Here is a 17,581-nt window from a genome sequence, read left to right on the forward strand (position 1 = left end):
CGCTCTGAGAGGAAGTGAAGGTGCCTCTCGCGAGGCGGCCTCCTGAGCTTACCCGCTCCGAGGCGATGCTCGGACCGGATGGAGTTCGGAAGGAGGTTCGCAGAACGCGGTCCGGTTCCGAGTCGGCTCCCTCGGAGCCTCTCGCCGTCCCGCAGCGACCCGATCGAGTGTAGGCAACCGATCCGGCGCGGTCAAATCCGCCTGGTCGAGGAGGGGATCCCCGTGTGCTCGGACGTTCCGTGTCGGACCGGGCCGCTGATGATCGACCTGCCCCGCCCACGCGGTGATGTCCGCCGGACCGCCGGTCCCCGGTATCGAGGGCCGCGTCTCAGGTTGCGTCGGTTCGTTTGTCAGGCGAGGGTGATCCTCCCCAGGAGGGCCTGGGCCAAACATGGGAGGCCGGAATTTCCACCGAGATCCTTCGGCGGGCTCCCTGTCTCCCCGGCCACGACCCTCCCGACACCGCTCCCGTTCGTCCCCTCCCCTTCGCGGGTGCGGCCGGGACGGTACGGAAGGAGACCCCCCGTGCCGCCCCGACCGTACCTTCAGCGAGAAGTCGGCGGCCCCTGCCTCAGAGGATCTCCACCAGCTCCTGAGCCAGTTTGCGAAAGGCGACCCCGCGGTGGCTGATGGCGTTCTTCTCCTCCGGGGACAGCTCCGCCGTGGTCCGGCTCTCCCCCTCCGGGACGAAGACCGGGTCATAACCGAAACCGTTCGAGCCCCGCGGTTCCCTGATCAGGCGTCCGCGCAGCACCCCTTCGACGACGGCCTCGGTACCGTCCGGCATGACCAACGCCGCCGCACACACGAAGTGGGCGCCCCGGCGCTCCGATGGCGTGTCGGCCAACTGGTCCAGGACCAGCTCCAGATTCGCCCGGTCCTGATCCCGTGCGCCGAAGCGACCCGCCCAGCGCGCGGACAGCACACCGGGCATACCCCTCAGCTCGTCCACCTTGAGCCCGGAGTCGTCGGCGACGGCCGGCAGCCCCGTGTGCTCGGCGACGGCACGCGCCTTGAGCAGTGCGTTTCCCAGGAAGGTCGGTTCGGTCTCGGGAACCTCGGGGGCGTCGGGGAACGCGTCGAGCGAGAGCACCTCGGCCTCTATCCCGGCGTCGGCCAGGATGGTCCGCATCTCCGGAACCTTCTTCTTGTTCCGCGTGGCCAGAACGATTCTCACCGTCACTCCGACAAGGCCTTCTTCTGTATCGCGGTCAGTTCCTCGCAACCGGAGACGGCGAGGTCGAGCAGCTGGTCCAGGAGTTTCCTGTCGAAGGGTCGGTCCTCGGCGGTGCCCTGCACCTCCACGAACTCCCCCTCCCCCGTGAGGACCACGTTCATGTCGGTCTGCGCGACCGAGTCCTCCAGGTAGTTCAGGTCCAGTCGGGGCTGTCCCTGCACCACTCCCACACTGACCGCGGCCAGGGAGCCGGTCAGTGGGTTGTTCTTGAGCTTGCGACGCTTGCGCAGCCACTTCATCGCGTCGGCCAGGGCCACGTACGCACCCGTGATCGCGGCGGTCCGGGTACCACCGTCGGCCTGGAGCACGTCGCAGTCCAGGGTGATGGTGTGCTCCCCCATCGCCTTGAAGTCCACCACCGCACGCAGGGAGCGACCGATGAGGCGGGAGATCTCGTGGGTGCGGCCGCCGATCTTGCCGCGGACCGATTCACGCGCGCCACGCGTGTCGGTGGCGCGGGGCAGCATCGAGTACTCGGCGGTGACCCACCCCTCGCCCGTGCCACGGCGCCAGCGTGGCACACCGTCCTCGACACTGGCCGCGCACAGCACTCGGGTCTCCCCGAACTCGATGAGCACGGAGCCTTCCGCGTGGCGGAGCCAGTTGCGGGTGATGGTCACAGGGCGGAGTTGGGTCGGAACGCGTCCGTCAGGTCGGGCCATGGTCAAGAGCGTATCGCCGCCGCCGGTGGAGAGGGGAACCGTCCCGCTCATCCACCGATCAGGTGGACCTGTCCGCTGCGGGCCAGTGTGATCGGACCGTCGTAGGTGGAACGGGCCTCGGCGAGTGTGACCTCGTCGTCGTTCCACGGAACCAGGTGGGTGAGCAGCAGGCTGCGGGCACGGGCGCGGCTGGCGTGCTCACCGGCCTCGCTTCCGGTCAGGTGCATGTCCTTGGGATGTTCGAGGTGGTCCTGGAAAGCGGCCTCGCACAGGAACAGGTCGGTGTCCTTCGCCAGTTCGACCAGGGAGTCGCACGCCCCGGTGTCACCGGAGTAGGCCATGGACCTGCCACCGTGCTCCAGACGGACACCGAAGGCCTCCACCGGATGGTTGACGTGGTCGACCCGGAGGTCGAACGGGCCGATCCGCAGTTCGCCGGGCACGAGCTCATGGAAGTCGAACACCTCGGTCATGCCCGGATCGGCGTCCAGACCGTAGGCCTCGGCCAGGCGCCGGGCCACGCCCTTGGGTCCGTAGACCGGGATGCGGGACTTGGTCCCGCCCGGGTGGAACATTCTGGCCACCCAGTACGAACACAGGTCGAAGCAGTGGTCGGCGTGCAGATGACTCAGGTAGACGGCGTCGATCGAGTAGATGTCGACGTACCGTTGGAGCGCGCCGAGCGCGCCGTTGCCCATGTCGAGCAGAAGGCGATAGCCGTCCGCTTCGAGCATGTAACAGGAGGCCGGGCTGTCCGGCCCGGGGAAGCTCCCCGAGGACCCGATAATCGTGAGTCGCACGTCGTCGTCGCCTTCTCGATGGGCCGCGCGGCGTCCGTGGCACCCCCGTCGAGAGTGGGTGAGGGGTGCGGATGGCGGCTGGTTCTGCGGATGTCCCGTTGTTACGGGTGTACCCCAATGACCGCCCGGGTGGTACAAAATGTGGCCCGGGTCTCACGCGACCTCGATCACGTGTGAATTTTTCACACGCTTTGACGCCTTCTATCCCACTTTGCCCGATCATGCTCCCTGGGGAATCGGCAGGCCTTCGAACAGCGCTGGGGTCGGCACCCGGTGCCGACCCCAGCCTCGGGTCAGGCCCAGAGCTGGCCGTCGAGCCGCTCCTCCGCCTCTTCGAGGGTGCCCTCGTAGGCTCCGGTGGACAGGTACTTCCACCCCGCGTCGGCGATGACGAACGCGATGTCGGCGCGCTCTCCCGCCCGCTCCGCCCTACGGGCTACGCCCAGCGCGGCGTGCAGCGCTCCACCGGTGGAGATGCCCGCGAAGACGCCCTCCTTCTCCAGGAGCTCCCGAGTCCGCCTCAGGGCGGCGTCGGAGGGCACGGAGAAGCGGGTGGTGAGCACCGACTCGTCGTACAGTTCGGGCACGAACCCCTCGTCGAGGTTGCGCAGCCCGTACACCAACTCGCCGTATCGCGGTTCGGCGGCCACGATCTGCACGTCCGGGCGGTGTTCGCGCAGGTAGCGACCGACGCCCATCAGAGTGCCGGTCGTACCGAGCCCGGCGACGAAGTGGGTGATCTCGGGAAGATCGGCGAGGATCTCGGGCCCGGTGGTCTCGTAGTGGGCCCGAGCGTTGGCCGCGTTGCCGTACTGGTAGAGCATCACCCAGTCGGGATTGTCCCGGGCCATCTCCTTGGCGACGCGGACGGCCTCGTTGGAGCCGCCCGCCGCGTCGGAGAAGTGGACCTCGGCACCCCACATGGCCAGCAGTTGTCTGCGCTCGGAGGAGGTGTTCTCCGGCATGACGCAGACCAGGCGGTAGCCGCGCAGCTTGGCGACCATGGCCAGGGAGATGCCGGTGTTCCCCGACGTCGGCTCCAGGATGGTGCGGCCCGGGGAGAGCAGCCCGTCCTTCTCGGCCTGTTCGATCATGTAGAACGCGGCGCGGTCCTTGATCGAACCCGTGGGATTGCGATCCTCCAGCTTCGCCCACAGCCGGATCCGCGGCGAGGGCGAGAGCCTGGGCAGGCCGACGAGCGGCGTACCACCGAGGGAGTCGAGCAGGGAGTCGTAGCGCATACCGGACCTAGTGGTTTCCGCCCGCGACGGCGGGGAGGACGGTCACGTCGTCCCCGTCCTTGAGCTTGGCCTCCAGCCCGCCGACGAAGCGGACGTCCTCGTCGTTGAGGTAGACGTTGACGAAGCGGCGCAGCTTGCCATCCTCCACCAGGCGCTCCTCGATACCCGGGTAGCGGCGGTCCAGGTCGGCGAAGAGCTCACCGATGGTGGCCCCGGAACCCTCGACGACCTTGGCGTCGCCGGTCAGGTTGCGCAGGATGGTGGGGATACGGACCTCGATGGCCATGAAGGTGTCTCCGTTAGCGGTTGTCAGTGTGCGTTCATTGCCAACAGGGCGGGCTCGGCGTCCATTCCTGGACCCGCACGACCCGTCCCGCGGAACCTACTCGGCTCCCTGGGCCTCGGTGATCTCCACGGGCTCCTCGGTGATCCGACCGTCGATGATCCGGTAGGAGCGGAACTCGACCGTGTCGGGCTCGCGGGTCGACACGATCACGTAGTGGGCGCCCGGCTCGGACGCGTAGGAGACGTCGGTACGCGAGGGGTAGGCCTCGGTCGCGGTGTGGGAGTGGTAGATCACGACGGGTTCCTCGTCGCGGTCGTCCATCTCACGCCAGACCTTGAGCTGTTCGAGGGAGTCGAAGCGGTAGAAGGTCGGCGACCGCTCGGCGTTGGTCATCTCGACGAACCGCTCGGGGCGGTCGGTCCCCTCGGGCCCGGCCACGATGCCGCACGCCTCGTCAGGGTGATCGCGGCGGGCGTGGGCGACGATCTTGTCGTAGATCGAGCGATCAATCCTCAGCATGCGTCCAGAGTACCCGTACCTTCTTTCCTACCAACCAAATGGGTATTGTTGTCGTGCGAGGTGGATCACGGTGGACGGGCATGGCCGGGCCGCCCCCTCCCCGCCCCACCCCCACGGATTAGGCTCTGGCCCATGAGCGAGGACAGCAGCAGCGCGCTACTCACCGACCACTACGAACTGACCATGCTCCAGGGCGCCCTGCACAGCGGGACCGCCGCCCGCCGCTCGGTGTTCGAGATGTTCGCCAGGAGGCTTCCGGAGGGGCGCCGCTACGGCGTCGTGGCGGGAACGGGACGGTTCCTGGACCTGTTGGAGCGGTTCCGGTTCGGTGGGAAGGAACTCGACTTCCTGTCCGACAACAGGGTCGTGGACGAACGCACACTGGACTGGCTCGCCGACTACCGGTTCTCGGGGGACGTGTGGGGTTACGGCGAGGGGGAGGCCTACTTCCCCGGATCCCCGATCCTGGTGGTGGAGGCCTCCTTCGCCGAGGCCGTGGTGTTGGAGACCCTGGCGCTGTCGGTGTACAACCACGACAGCGCGATCGCCTCTGCCGCGACGAGGATGACCGTGGCGGCCGGGGATCGGCCGCTGATCGAGATGGGATCGCGCCGTACCCAGGAGCGGTCCGCGGTGGCGGCGGCACGGGCCGCCTACGTGGCCGGTTTCGCGACCTCCTCCAACCTGGAGGCCGGACGCACCTACGGAGTGCCGACCGGCGGGACGGCCGCGCACGCCTTCACGCTGCTGCACGACAGCGAGCGGCACGCGTTCAAGGCCCAGGTGGAGTCCTTGGGCACGGAGACGACGCTGCTGGTGGACACCTACGACGTGGAGCGAGCGGTACGCACCGCGGTCGAGCTGGCCGGAACCGGGCTGGGCGCGGTACGGATCGACTCCGGCGACCTGGCCGCGGAGGCCACGCGGGTGCGTGCCCAGCTGGATGCCCTGGGGGCGACCGGAACCCGCATCGTGGTGACCGGCGACCTGGACGAACACGCCATCCAGGCTCTGGCCGTGGCGCCGGTGGACGGATACGGGGTGGGAACCTCTCTGGTGACGGGCTCGGGAGCCCCGACGGTGTCCCTGGTGTACAAGCTGGTGGCACGGGCACGGGGCCTGGAGGAGGACTCGCCCCTGGAGCCGGTGGCCAAGCGCTCGGTGGGCAAACCCAGCAGGGGCGGACGCAAGTGGGCGGTACGCCGTCTGGACGACAAGGGCACCGCCGTGGCCGAGGAGGTCCATCCCCATCGGCCGACCGCCCAGGCGGGAACGCGTCCCCTTCTGCGTCCCCTGGTCGCCGGCGGCGAGGTGGTGGGACGTGAGACCGTGCACCAGGCGCGGGAACGGCATCGGGCGACGATCGCGGAACTGCCCGAGGAGGCTCTGCGGATGTCCCGTGGCGAGGCGGCGTTGCCGACGGTGTTCCACTGAGGACGTGCTTTCGTGGGCACGGCCGTGCCCGGCGAGGAACCGGGCGGTAAGGACCAGGACGTGGGAGAAGGAGTGGAACGATGAAGGCACTCATCGTGGTGGACGTGCAGAAGGACTTCTGTGAGGGCGGGAGCCTGGGCGTGACGGGCGGGGCGAGCACGGCGGCGGCGATCACCGAACACGTCCGCGCCGGTGACTACGACCACGTGGTGGCCACGCGGGACTACCACATCGACCCCGGGGAGCACTTCTCGGAGAACCCCGACTTCGTCAGGAGCTGGCCGCGTCACTGTGAGGCGGGGACTCCGGGGGTGGAGTTCCATCCCCACTTCGACTCCTCGCTGGTCCACGCGGTCTTCGACAAGGGCCAGTACTCGGACGGCTACAGCGGCTTCGAGGGCGTGGCCGGGCAGGAGGGGACCCCGTTGGTCGCGTGGCTTCGCGAGCACGGGGTGGAGGAGGTGGACGTGGTGGGCATCGCCACGGACCACTGTGTGAGGGCCACGGCGTTGGACGCCGTCAAGGAGGGTCTGCGTACGCGGGTCCTGCTCGGAATGACCGCGGGTGTGGCGCGTCCGACGGTGGACGCGGCGTTGGAGCAGATGCGTGAGGCGGGCGTGACCCTGGAGGGAGAGCCGCTGGTCGGCTGAGGGCCGGCGTACGGACGGGGCGGCGGTGCTCCCACCGCCGCCCCCGGTCACCGCCTGCTCCGCGCGGGTCAGGCCACGCCGATGGCGGCGCGCACCCTGTCCAGGGTGGCGCGGGCACGCCTGCGGGCGCGTTCGGAACCGGCCTCCAGGATCGCGTCGATCCGCGCGGGGTCGGCCATCAGCTCCTCGTAGCGCTCACGTTTGTGGGCGAGCTCGGCGTTGAGCACCTCGAAGAGCTCGTTCTTGAGGTCGCCCCAGCCCATACCGCCCGCCTCCAGCCGCTTGCGCACGTCGGCGATCCTGTCCGCGTCGGCGAAGTGGGTGAGCAGTTGGAAGGGCACCGAACCGTCGGGGTCCTTGGGCTCCTCGACCGGCGTGGAGTCGGTGGGGATCCGGCGCACGGCCTTCTTGAGCTTGTTCTCGGGGAGGAAGAGCGGGATGTGGTTGTCGTAGGACTTGCTCATCTTGCGGCCGTCGACCCCGGGCAGGATGCTCGCCTCGCCGTCGTCGATGACGCCCTCGGGGATCGGGAAGTCGTAGACCTCGCCGTAGCGGTGGTTGAAGTATCCGGCGATGTCGGCGGTGTACTCGATGTGCTGGGTCTGGTCGCGCCCCACGGGGACGTGGGTGGACTCCATGATGAGGATGTCGGCGGCCATGAGGATGGGGTAGTTGTACAGCCCCATGTTGACGCCGGCGTCCAGGTCGGTGATCCCGGCCTCGTTGTTACGGTCGCGGGCGGCCTTGTAGGCGTGCGCGCGGTTCATGAGGCCCTTGGGGGTCAGGGCGCTCAGGATCGTGGTGAGCTCGAAGGTCTCGGGCACCTTGGACTGCTGGTAGATGACCGTCTTGTCGGGGTCGAGGCCGCACGCGAGCCAGGTGGCAGCGCCTGACCGGATGCTGTGACGGAGCTCGTCGGCGTCCTTGATGGTGTTGAGCGCGTGGTAGTCCGCGATGAAGTAGTAGGTGTCGTAGACCTCCGCGGCCGCCAGGGCCGGTTTGATCGCGCCGACGTAGTTGCCCAGGTGGAAGTCCCCGGTGGGCTTGATCCCGGTCAGGTAGGTGTTCGCTGCCATGCCTTCCAGGGTAGCGGCGGTACGGTTCCCGGGTGTGCGGCACGCGGCCCCGGGAGGAGCGGCCCGACGCACACCGGGTACGTCGGGCCTGCCCCCGGACCGGATCGGGCCGGTCCCTCGGCTCAGGAGCGGAAGGCCGCCCAGTGTTCGACCATGCGCCGACCCTGCCCTTCGGTGAAGTGGGTCATGCAGGCGTCGTCGCTGTAGTTCATGAAGTTGGTGACCGCGTCCTTGCCCGGTTCGTCGGGGCAGGTGTCACGGTCGACGGGGCAGCCGGAGGCGGCCTCCCGCTCGTAGGGGGTGTCGTCCACGTAGTCGCCGGGCGGTGTACAGCCGTTCTGGAAGGTGTGGAAGAGCCCGAGCCAGTGACCGATCTCGTGGGTGCCGGTGTGGCCGAGGTTGAAGCGGTCGCGGTCCCCACCGGGCAGGGTGTCGTGAGCGACCACGACACCGTCCTGTTCGGGCTTGTCCTTGTAGTCCTGCGGGAAGGTGGAGTAGCCGAGCAGACCGGGCCCCAGGTCGGCGGTGTAGATGTTGAGGGTTTCGGCGCCCCCTTGACGGAGTCGCGCGCGAATGGTGTCGCGGTGCTGGTCGAAACCGGTGAACCAGTCGTCGTCGACCGTACGGGTGATCTCCGCCAGCTCGAAACGGAAGCCGGTGTCGGCGGCGTTCTCCTCCGCGGCCTTCACACCGGCGGACCGCTTCGCCGTCTCGCCGACCCCGACCTCCTGCGCCGTCACACCGGCGTAGCCACCGCTGTAAGCGGTGTTGAGGACGTCGATCTGCTCGTGGATGCGTTCGTCGCTGACGTCACCACTGCCGTCCTCCGCCGAGATGACGTGCACCACGACGGGAACGGTGTGCGGCGGTTCGAGCTGCTGCCCGCGCAGGGGCACGAGCGCGTCACGGAGCTGTCGGTGGTAGCGGTCCGCCTGCTCCGGTGTCAGTGCGCCGCTCTCCGGGGGACCCGCGCCTCCGGGGTCGCTCACGCGCATCTCCATGCCGGGAGGGCACTTCTCGAACTCCGCCGGCACCACCGGTGCCGGCCTCATGTGAGCGGGTTCGACCGCATCGGGCGCCGTGGTCGCGACCACGCCCGTCAGGGCGAACCCGCACATCACCAGTCCGGTCCAGAACGCGGCCGACCCGCCGCGAGGGTTTTGTCCACTCATCTCACGAAAGGTAATCGAGTGAACACATAGTGCTTATGGCACATGCGTGGGCTTACAAAGTATTTGCCCGATTTGGGATGATGAGGCGGCTAACGTCCGCCAACGGCCCAGGCGCGAATCCTGGCGATCCGCTCGCGGATCTGTTCCGGGGTCGCCTGCGCGACCGGGGGCCCACCGCAGGCACGCCGGAGCTCGTTGTGAATCACCCCGTGAGGCTTGCCCGTGCGGTGGTGCCAGGCGCCCACCAACCCACTCAGTTCACGGCGCAGGTCAGCCAGGACCTCATGAGTCGGACCCTCGTCCTCGACGGCGGGCTCGCCCTTCTTCCTGGCCTTGAGCTCGTTGGCCTTGATCTCGGCCTTGCGCTTGCGCAGGAGTTGGGAGACCTGCTGGGGGTCGAGCAGACCGGGCAGTCCCAGGAAGTCCTCCTCCTCGGTCGATCCCGGCGTTCCACCGTACTCGGCTCCGTCGTAGAGGGCCCGGTCGAACTCCGCGGCCGATTCCATGGTCTCGAAGGGCAGTTCCTCCCCGGCGTCGGGGGTGTCCCTCTTCCGGTTGGCCTCCTTGAGGAGGTCCTCCTCCGGATACTCGTCCCCCTCGGTGGGGGCCCTGTCCAGCACGTGGTCGCGCTCACGCTCCATCTCCCCCGCGTACTCCAACAGAGTCGGCACCGAGGGCAGGAAGACCGAGGCGACCTCACCGCGCCGGCGCACACGGACGAAGCGGCCGATGGCCTGGGCGAAGAACAGCGCGGTACTGGTGGAGGTCGCGTAGACGCCGACCATCAACCGGGGCACGTCCACCCCTTCGGAGACCATCCGCACCGCGACCATCCAGCGGTCGTCGCTCGCGGCGAACCGGGAGATCTTCCTGGAGGCGGTCGGATCGTCGGACAGCACCACGGTGGCGCCCTTGCCGGTGATCTGCCGCAGGATGCGCGCGTAGGCACGGGCGTTCTCGTGATCACTGGCGATGACCAGCGCACCCGCGTCCGGGTGTGTCTTGCGGACCTCGGTCAGGCGGCGGTCCGCGGCTTGGAGCACCCGCTTGATCCAGTCGCCCTTGGGGTCCAGTGCCGCGCGCCAGGCCTGGGACAGCGCGTCCTGGGTGAGCGGTTCGCCCAGCCGCGCGGCCAACTCGTCGCCCGCGCGGGTGCGCCAGCGCATCTCGCCCGAGTAGGCCATGAAGATGACCGGGCGCACGACCCCGTCGTTCAACGCGGGCCCGTAGCCGTAGCTGTAGTCCCACGAGCAGCGGCGTACCCCCGAGGGGTCCTGAACGTAGTCCACGAACGGGATCGGGTTGATATCGGAACGAAAGGGGGTACCGGTCAGGCTGAGCCGCCTGCCCGCCGGGTCGAAGGCCTCACGTACGGCCTCGCCCCAGGACAGGGAGTCCCCGGCGTGGTGGACCTCGTCGAAGATGACGAGGGTCTTGCGGGCCTCGGTGCGGTTCCGGTGCAGCATCGGATGCGCGGCCACCTGGGCGTAGGTGACCGCCGCCCCGACGTACTGGCGCCCCAGAGCGCCCTGTCCGTTGCGAAAGTCCGGGTCGATGGCGATGCCGAACCTGGCGGCGGCCTCGGCCCACTGCTTCTTGAGGTGTTCGGTGGGGCACACGATGGTGATCGCGCGCACGGTGTGTCGGTGGAGGAGTTCCTTGGCCAGGGTGAGGGCGAAGGTGGTCTTCCCCGCACCCGGGGTCGCCACCGCGAGGAAGTCGCGTGGTTCGCGGCGGAAGTACTCCTCGAACGCCTCCCGCTGCCATGCGCGAAGGCCCTTCAGCCGGTCCTCCGTCGTGGTCTGCGTCACCGTCATGCCTCGGCCCATCCCCCATCACTCACCTGCAAGAGGTTAGCCCCCACACCCCACCGATCCGGGAAGCGGACCAGTGGCGCCGCGCACACGGCGTACCCTTCCCCTGTGCTCCACGGCCGGAGCGACTACCCCTCTCCCTCGGGCACCTGCTCCACGGGAGCCCCCTCCTCACCGGGAATCACGGCTTCCTCCCCCTCTCCGGGGATCCCGACCTCCTCACCACCGCCCGCACCGGCGCCCTCGACGTCCACGGCGCCGTCGTTGAAGGGCATGTGCGGAGAGATCGCCGGGAAGGCGAAGAACCACAGCAGCGCGGCCGCTCCGGCCAACAGGCCGACCGCCATGATGAACTTGGAGGCCCAGGGACCGGGCAGGACACGCCAGATCAGACCGTACATTCGTGTTCCTCACTCCTCACTCGTCTGCGGCGGGGGCCATGTGCGCGATCGAGTCGGGCATCCCCTCCGACTTGGGGGTGGTCTCCACCAGCTCTCCCCACACGATCAGGCGGTGCGTGTTGTTCAGCTTGGGCGCGCACGTGGTGAGGGTGAGCAGGGAGCGCCCGGGTCCCTCCTCGGTCTCGGCGCCCTCGGTCTCCTCGGCGAACGGGTCGGGTTCGATCACCCACACGTCCGTCGGCAGGACCGTCTCCTCCCGGAAGACCTCGTAGGTGTAGAAGTTCTCCCCGTCCTCCAGGACCATGACGTCGCCGTTCTCCAGCAGGTCCAGGTCCCAGAACAATCCCGGCGTGCGGTGGGCGGCCACCGCGTAGTTGCCCTCTCCACCCGGTGTGCTGGGGTACTCCGTGTAGTGGCCGGGACTGTAACGGATGTCATCCGGTGTGGTGCCGTTGACGACCACCCAGTCCAGGTCCAACGACGGCAGGTACAGACGGCTGTCGGCGCTGCCCGGCAGCGGCTCCGACTCCGGCCCCGCCTCCTCCGTGGCGGCCCAGGCCTCCTCCAGTCCTTGGGCGAGGTCCTGCTGTTCGCGATCGGTCTCCCACTGGGATCCGTAGACCTCGTAAGCGGCGTAGAAGAGCATGACCAGGCCTGCCGTCAGCATGATCTCGCCGAAGAACCTGACGGTACCGCGTACGACGTCGCCGGGGGTGATCCTCGGTTTGGGGGCACGGCGGCGCCGGCCGCCCGAAGCTCGACGTCCACGGCTCCGTCCGTCTTCGGACCGGGAACCCTCGTGGAACTGCCGTTCAGTTGTGGACACCAATACGACCTACTTCTGTGGGCGCCTCCGGACGTACCGGCTACCTACCGGAGGGGAACGACCAGAGGAACCCCGGTACGCGGATGCGGCAGGACTTCGACCTCGTGCTGGTAGACGGAGCTGAGCAGCGACGCTGTGAACACGTCCGCGGGGGAGCCCTGTGCGACGCACCGCCCTCCGGACGGTATCGCCACACGATGGGCGTAGGCTGCCGCAAGCCCCAAATCGTGCAGCACCACGATAACCGCCCCACCGCGCTCCGTGAGCTGTTCCGCGATGCCCGGTACGAGTTCCCGGTGTCGAAGGTCCGACGCGGCCGTCGGTTCGTTCGGCGGGAACGGTCGGGTGTCCTGGGCCGGGGCTCGGGCGGACATCACCCGCACCCGCCCCCCGCACCCGAGCGTGAGAAGACGCCGTCCGGCGAGGTGGGACACGGCCTCCCCGAGAGCGCGTCAGAGCACGCTCGGCGGCATCCCCTGTGCCCCTTCCCGCCCCTGGGAGCACCGACGCCCAGGGCCCTGACGCACACCGTGTCGTGTACCAGGGCCCTGGGCGTACGCCGCGATGATCCGCGACCGTTCCCCCGCGCGAAACCGGACCGGGGGAGGAGGCCTACTTCGTCATCTCCTCGTAGACCTTCTTGCACTCGGGGCACACCGGGAACTTCTTCGGGTCCCGGTTGGGCACCCAGACCTTGCCGCACAGGGCGATCACCGGGTTGCCCGTGACCGCGCTCTCGGTGATCTTGTCCTTCTGCACGTAATGGGCGAACCGTTCCCGATCCCCGTCACCGTGGGAGATATCCGGTTTGGTCTCGCTGTCCGGGAGGACCTTGTTGAGAATGTCCATCGCCATCGTGCCTCACACCTTTCGACGTCTGTGTTCCACGTTATAGGGTGCCGCGCCCCGCCCTGGCGGACTCAGTTCATGGTCGGATCCTCGGGAAAGGTGGAGAGCAACGCCATGTCACCGCCCTGACGGCGCAGCACGCGGGACCACAGTCCCTCCGGGGCCGTGGTGAAGATGTCGTCGGCGAACGCGTCCACCACGTACCAGGCACCCTCGTCGATCTCCTCGGTCAACTGGCCTTCGCTCCACCCGGCGTATCCGGCGAAGACGCGGAAGGCGCCGAGCGCCCCGCCCAGTGTCCGGAGAGGACCGTCGAGGTCGACCACGCCCACACCGTCCAGGCCCGTCCGTGGGCTCAGCCCGTCCAGCGGCGCCCATCCCGGTGGCGGCTCTCCCGGGCCGGCCACCCCCAGGGCGATACCCGAACCGGGGCCCACGGGCCCTCCGGAGAACATCACCGCGGGTTCGCTGGCGTAGGCGCCCCAGCCGGTGACGACCTCGTCCACGGGCAGACTCAACGGCCGGTTGAGGATCACGCCGAGGGTGCCGTCGGAGGTGTCGTCGACGACGAACACCACCGAACGACGGAAGGAGTCCTCCTGAAGAAGGGGGGCTGCCACGAGGAGGCGTCCGGTCATCGTCGGCTGGTCCATGTCCCACACCTACCCCGGAACTCGCGTCGACGTGCCCGTGTTCTCCACGCCGTTATCCCCGGTGAGGTCCGCGGCATCACTTTCCGCGGGCGTCCCGGTCGCGTTGCGCGGCCTCCCGCACGGCCGTGGCCACGTGGTGGGACAGGTCGGAGTGGAAGACGCTGGGGATGATGTAGTTGGGACCCAACTCGTCCTCGGTGACCACGTCGGCCAGGGCCTCGGCGGCGGCGACCATCATGTCCGAGTTGACGTAGTGGCTCTGCGCGTCCAGCAGACCGCGGAAGAAGCCGGGGAACACCAGGACGTTGTTGATCTGGTTGGGGTAGTCGCTGCGGCCGGTGGCCACGACGGCCGCGTGCAGGTGGGCGATGTCCGGATCGATCTCGGGTTCGGGGTTGGCCAGCGCGAAGATGATGGAGTCGCTGTTCATCTCGACGATGTCCTCGCCGCTGAGCACGTTGGGCGCGGACACGCCGATGAACACGTCCGCCCCGGTCACGGCGCCGCGCAGGTCGCCGCTGTAGCCCGTGGGGTTGGTGTTCTCCGCGATCCACCGCAGGTTGGCGTCCAGGTCCTCACGACCGGTGTGCACGGCTCCGTGGACGTCGCTGACGATGATGTCACGGGCACCGGCGTGCTTGAGCAGTTTGAGGATCGCGGTGCCCGCGGCGCCCGCACCGGACATGGCGATACGGACCTCGTCGAGCTTCTTGCCCACCACCCGCAGGCCGTTGCGCAGGGCCGCCAGGACGACGATGGCCGTGCCGTGCTGGTCGTCGTGGAAGACGGGGATGTCGAGAAGCTCGCGCAGGCGGGCCTCGACCTCGAAGCAGCGGGGGGCGGAGATGTCCTCCAGGTTGATGCCGCCGAACCCGGGGGCGAGGATCTGAACGGTGCGGACGATCTCGTCCACGTCCTGGGTGTCCAGGGCGATGGGCCAGGCGTCGATGTCGGCGAAGCGTTTGAACAGGGCGGCCTTCCCCTCCATGACCGGCATGGCGGCCTCGGGTCCGATGTTGCCCAGTCCCAGGACCGCGGAGCCGTCGGTGACCACGGCGACGCTGTTGCGCTTGATGGTCAACCGGCGGGCGTCGTCCTTGTTGGCGGCGATGGCCTGGGAGACGCGGGCGACCCCGGGGGTGTAGGCCATGGAGAGCTCGTCGCGGTTGCGCAGCGCCACCTTGGACTTCATCTCGATCTTGCCGCCCAGGTGCATGAGGAAGGTGCGGTCGCTGACCTTGTGCACGACCACGCCCTCGAGGGCGCCGAGGGCGGCGATGATGGCCTGTGCGTGTTCGGTGTCGCGGGCGGCGCACGTGACGTCGATCCGGATGCGTTCCCGCTCGGCCGCGGCCACGTCCAGCGCGGTGACCATGCCGCCCACCCGCTCCACTGCGTTGGTGAGACTGCCGACCGCACTGCCCCCAGCGTCCAGTTCGAGACGGACGGTGATGGAGTAGGAAACGCTGGGAAGGGTGGCCACGTGTCGCTCCTCGGCTCTTGCTCTGTGTCGTGCGTCCGCGGGGCACCTCCGGTACCGCCCGCGCGCGAAACCCGGTTCGGGGGAGACTGTCCTGAGCCCGCAACCGAGTCGCCTCACCCTACCCGAGTCAAGCCCCCACCTTCAGCACAAAGCAACAATTCCCGCTATAGGAAAAAATCGCACAATTTATGATGACTCTTGCGTGTCTCCGCGATCAATCGACGAGGCGCCGGTGTCCGTTGCGGCGGCGCGGTCGCGTGCCGCTCGCACGATGAGGTCCGCGCAGGCCCCGAGCGTCAGCGACGGCGCGTCCAGGACCAGATGGTAGTGACGCGGATCGGCGGGGTCGGTCCGGTAGAACCGCCGCACGTAGGCCGCCCGGGCGCGGTCGTTGTCGTCGAGCAGACGCAGGGTGGGCGCCTCACCGCCCCAGTCGTGACCGCAACGTTCGGTGCGGTCACCCGCCTCCCACAACTCCCGTGCCCGGCGCAGGCGGGCGTGACGGTCGCCGTCCAGACGCACGTGCAGGGCGGTGGGATGGTCCGCGAGCACCACGGCACCGGCCCGTCCGAGGACGACGCCGCCCTTGTGGGCGACCTCGCCCACGACCCGTTCCGTCTGTTCCACGAACTCGTGGTCGTAGAGGAGACGGCCCTCGTCGTTGGTGGTACCGATGAAGACGGTGTCCACGCTGCCGATGGTGACGGTGGGCAGGCGGGCCGCGCTGGAGAGCAGGCGTTCGAGTCGACCCGGCGCACGGTCATCGCGTTGGAGGGCCTCGTCCAGGGAACATCCGATCTGCGCGGCCACCGCGCTGGGGACCGCGCGGTCCAGGAAGGCCACGCCCAGTCGCGCGGCGACGGCCGGACCGATCACGCCGCCCCCCGCGCCGTAGGCGGCCGAGATCGTGACCACCGGGGTCACGCGCCCTTGGGAGGGGTCATGGGTCGCCATGGGGCACCTGCCAACCTGCCGTGCGGGCCGTATACCCGCTTCTTGGCGGTTCTGTACCCCACTGGCCGCGGGCTATCCCGTCCGCGCACCACCGTACGCCCGCCCCTGGGAACACGGAGCGTCCGTGCCGGTCGCCGGCACGGACGCTCCGTGTCCTTCGGCCTCCGATCCGCGGCTCAGAACAGTGCGGAGGTGAGCTTGCGGCGGGCGGCGCCGACCCTCGGGTCGCCCGGGGGCAACAGATCGAACAGTTCGAGCAGGTGGGTGCGCACCCGGTCGCGTTCCTTGTCACCGGTGCGCTTGACGGTGGCGATGAGCCGGTCGAAGGCGTCCTCGAACTTACCGCCGTACATGTCGATGTCGGCCACGGTGATCTGGGCCTCGACGTCCTCGGGGTGGTCGGCGGCCCTCTGACGGACCGCACCGGCGTCCACCGTCTGGAGGCGGCCGACCAGGCGGACCTGGGCGAGCTTGCTCTTGGACTCGGTGTCGCCCGGGTCGGCCTCCACCGCCTTGGCGTAGACGTCCGCCGCCGCCTCGAAGTCACCCCGCTCCAGCGCCTCCTGGGCCTCGACGTCCACCGGTCGGGCCTGGGGCTGTTCGGGGCCTCCCGTGGCCTGGTCCTCGGCCCCCGGTTCCCCGGTGACGGTGCCGGGGTGCTCCGGAGGCAGGGCGCCCTGTTCCTTGAGGGCGGCGAAGGCCTCGTCGAGCCAACCGCTGAGCTGCTCCTCCGTCGCCGGACCCGCGGGACCGGGCAGGAGCTGACCCTGGACGACCACGACGATCATCGGCGCGGTGGGCACCCGCAGGGCCTGGACCAGCTGTGGACTCGCCTCGCTGTCGACCTTGGCCAGGAACCAGTTGCCGCCCGAGGCCGCCGAGAGCCTGTCCAACGCGTCCTCGACCTGCTTGGACTGTTCGGACCAGCCCGCGAGAACGGCCAGTACGACCGGGGACGCCATGGACCGTTCCAGGACCTGGGCCTGGAAGTTGGACTCGTCGACGTTGACGGCGTAGGGATTGGATCGGCCCGCCGACTCCGCCGCACGCTGCTTGGCCTCACGCTCCATGGCCGCCTTGCGCGCGCCGAGGTCAACGGCACTGTTCGGTGAAAAGTCCGAAGGCTGCATGCTTCCATCCTGCCGTATGCGCGAGCGGTTCGCGGCCGTCTCCCCGAGGCCGTGGACAGGAGCCCGACCCCCGAGTCCGGGCTCCTGTCCCTCTTCTCCGGCCGACCCCCTCCAGCCTCATCCCCCATGAGGCCCCTCCCCGGAGAGGGCTCTTCACCTTTGCGAACCGTGTCCGTCCCCGGTACCGCGGCAGGGCGGCACCGGGAACGACCCGTTCGCGGTCGCCCGTGTTCGACACCGCCCGCACCGACGACATGTTCCGTGGTCGCTCGCGTACATACGGAACGTACGCCACATGAAGCGGAAAGGCGGTGGAAAAGCACGGGGCTTCCCCTGAAGACGACTGGACGGCGGCCCCTACGGGTGAGTCCTCGTGAAACCCCGAAGAGCCAGC

The 17,581-nt window shown here is 68.9% G+C and carries 18 protein-coding genes; 2 read left to right on the forward strand and 16 right to left on the reverse strand.

Translation table 11 applies throughout. The features are described 5' to 3' along the window. Positions 1 to 571: 571 nt before the first annotated feature. From rdgB to PFX91_RS14285, 6 genes are all read right to left on the reverse strand, one after another. Positions 572 to 1,177 carry an RdgB/HAM1 family non-canonical purine NTP pyrophosphatase gene (gene rdgB, locus PFX91_RS14260; protein ID WP_285732021.1) on the reverse strand — a complete coding sequence of 202 codons (606 nt, stop codon included), beginning with the start codon at positions 1,175 to 1,177 and terminating at the stop codon, positions 572 to 574. A gap of 2 nt (positions 1,178 to 1,179) precedes the next feature. Next, positions 1,180 to 1,899 (reverse strand): ribonuclease PH, encoded by a 720-nt coding sequence (rph, locus tag PFX91_RS14265; protein ID WP_285732024.1) that lies wholly within the window; start codon positions 1,897 to 1,899, stop codon positions 1,180 to 1,182. Positions 1,900 to 1,946: 47 nt separating this feature from the next. Further along, positions 1,947 to 2,699, reverse strand: coding sequence for an MBL fold metallo-hydrolase (locus tag PFX91_RS14270; RefSeq protein ID WP_285732025.1), 753 nt, complete (start codon positions 2,697 to 2,699; stop codon positions 1,947 to 1,949). Positions 2,700 to 2,992: 293 nt separating this feature from the next. Continuing rightward, entirely contained in the window at positions 2,993 to 3,940 is a 948-nt protein-coding gene (locus PFX91_RS14275) for a PLP-dependent cysteine synthase family protein (RefSeq protein ID WP_285732027.1), read from the reverse strand. Positions 3,941 to 3,947: 7 nt separating this feature from the next. Beyond that, positions 3,948 to 4,226 carry a MoaD/ThiS family protein gene (locus PFX91_RS14280; RefSeq protein WP_285732029.1) on the reverse strand — a complete coding sequence of 93 codons (279 nt, stop codon included), beginning with the start codon at positions 4,224 to 4,226 and terminating at the stop codon, positions 3,948 to 3,950. A 96-nt stretch (positions 4,227 to 4,322) separates the two neighbouring features. Next, positions 4,323 to 4,745, reverse strand: coding sequence for a M67 family metallopeptidase (locus PFX91_RS14285; protein WP_285732031.1), 423 nt, complete (start codon positions 4,743 to 4,745; stop codon positions 4,323 to 4,325). Positions 4,746 to 4,877: 132 nt separating this feature from the next. On the opposite strand from PFX91_RS14285, the gene PFX91_RS14290 reads away from it, so the two are divergent. Both PFX91_RS14290 and PFX91_RS14295 read left to right on the forward strand, forming a co-directional pair. Then, positions 4,878 to 6,179 (forward strand): nicotinate phosphoribosyltransferase, encoded by a 1,302-nt coding sequence (locus PFX91_RS14290; protein WP_285732033.1) that lies wholly within the window; start codon positions 4,878 to 4,880, stop codon positions 6,177 to 6,179. Positions 6,180 to 6,259: 80 nt separating this feature from the next. Further along, entirely contained in the window at positions 6,260 to 6,829 is a 570-nt protein-coding gene (locus PFX91_RS14295) for a nicotinamidase (protein WP_285732035.1), read from the forward strand. Between the two features lie 68 nt (positions 6,830 to 6,897). Here the strand turns inward: PFX91_RS14295 and PFX91_RS14300 are convergent, their stop codons facing one another. From PFX91_RS14300 to PFX91_RS14345, 10 genes are all read right to left on the reverse strand, one after another. Further along, a complete protein-coding gene (locus PFX91_RS14300) occupies positions 6,898 to 7,905 on the reverse strand; it encodes a tryptophan--tRNA ligase (protein ID WP_285732037.1) in 1,008 nt (335 codons plus the stop codon). Between the two features lie 122 nt (positions 7,906 to 8,027). Then, entirely contained in the window at positions 8,028 to 9,077 is a 1,050-nt protein-coding gene (locus PFX91_RS14305) for a zinc metalloprotease (protein WP_502888318.1), read from the reverse strand. Between the two features lie 89 nt (positions 9,078 to 9,166). Next, positions 9,167 to 10,894 (reverse strand): DEAD/DEAH box helicase, encoded by a 1,728-nt coding sequence (locus tag PFX91_RS14310; RefSeq protein ID WP_285732039.1) that lies wholly within the window; start codon positions 10,892 to 10,894, stop codon positions 9,167 to 9,169. Positions 10,895 to 11,019: 125 nt separating this feature from the next. Further along, positions 11,020 to 11,292, reverse strand: a complete 273-nt coding sequence (locus tag PFX91_RS14315; protein WP_285732041.1) for a hypothetical protein — start codon at positions 11,290 to 11,292, stop codon at positions 11,020 to 11,022. 16 nt (positions 11,293 to 11,308) lie between these two features. Next, positions 11,309 to 12,121: a class E sortase gene (locus PFX91_RS14320; protein WP_285732043.1), complete on the reverse strand. Its 813-nt coding sequence runs from the start codon at positions 12,119 to 12,121 to the stop codon at positions 11,309 to 11,311. A 609-nt stretch (positions 12,122 to 12,730) separates the two neighbouring features. Then, positions 12,731 to 12,973, reverse strand: coding sequence for a DUF3039 domain-containing protein (locus PFX91_RS14325; protein WP_285732045.1), 243 nt, complete (start codon positions 12,971 to 12,973; stop codon positions 12,731 to 12,733). A gap of 65 nt (positions 12,974 to 13,038) precedes the next feature. Further along, complete coding sequence (locus PFX91_RS14330; protein ID WP_285732047.1) at positions 13,039 to 13,620, reverse strand: YqgE/AlgH family protein; 582 nt, start codon at positions 13,618 to 13,620, stop codon at positions 13,039 to 13,041. A 76-nt stretch (positions 13,621 to 13,696) separates the two neighbouring features. After that, on the reverse strand, positions 13,697 to 15,103 hold the full coding sequence (locus tag PFX91_RS14335) for an NAD-dependent malic enzyme (protein WP_285732049.1): 1,407 nt from the start codon (positions 15,101 to 15,103) through the stop codon (positions 13,697 to 13,699). 186 nt (positions 15,104 to 15,289) lie between these two features. Continuing rightward, positions 15,290 to 16,057 carry a cytidylate kinase-like family protein gene (locus PFX91_RS14340; RefSeq protein ID WP_285732050.1) on the reverse strand — a complete coding sequence of 256 codons (768 nt, stop codon included), beginning with the start codon at positions 16,055 to 16,057 and terminating at the stop codon, positions 15,290 to 15,292. 176 nt (positions 16,058 to 16,233) lie between these two features. Beyond that, the gene (locus PFX91_RS14345) at positions 16,234 to 17,187 is read right to left on the reverse strand and encodes a tetratricopeptide repeat protein (protein ID WP_285732052.1); all 954 of its coding nucleotides are present in this window, start codon (positions 17,185 to 17,187) and stop codon (positions 16,234 to 16,236) included. Positions 17,188 to 17,581: the final 394 nt, after the last annotated feature.

This window comes from Nocardiopsis sp. ATB16-24 (assembly GCF_030271535.1).
Lineage (GTDB): Bacteria > Actinomycetota > Actinomycetes > Streptosporangiales > Streptosporangiaceae > Nocardiopsis.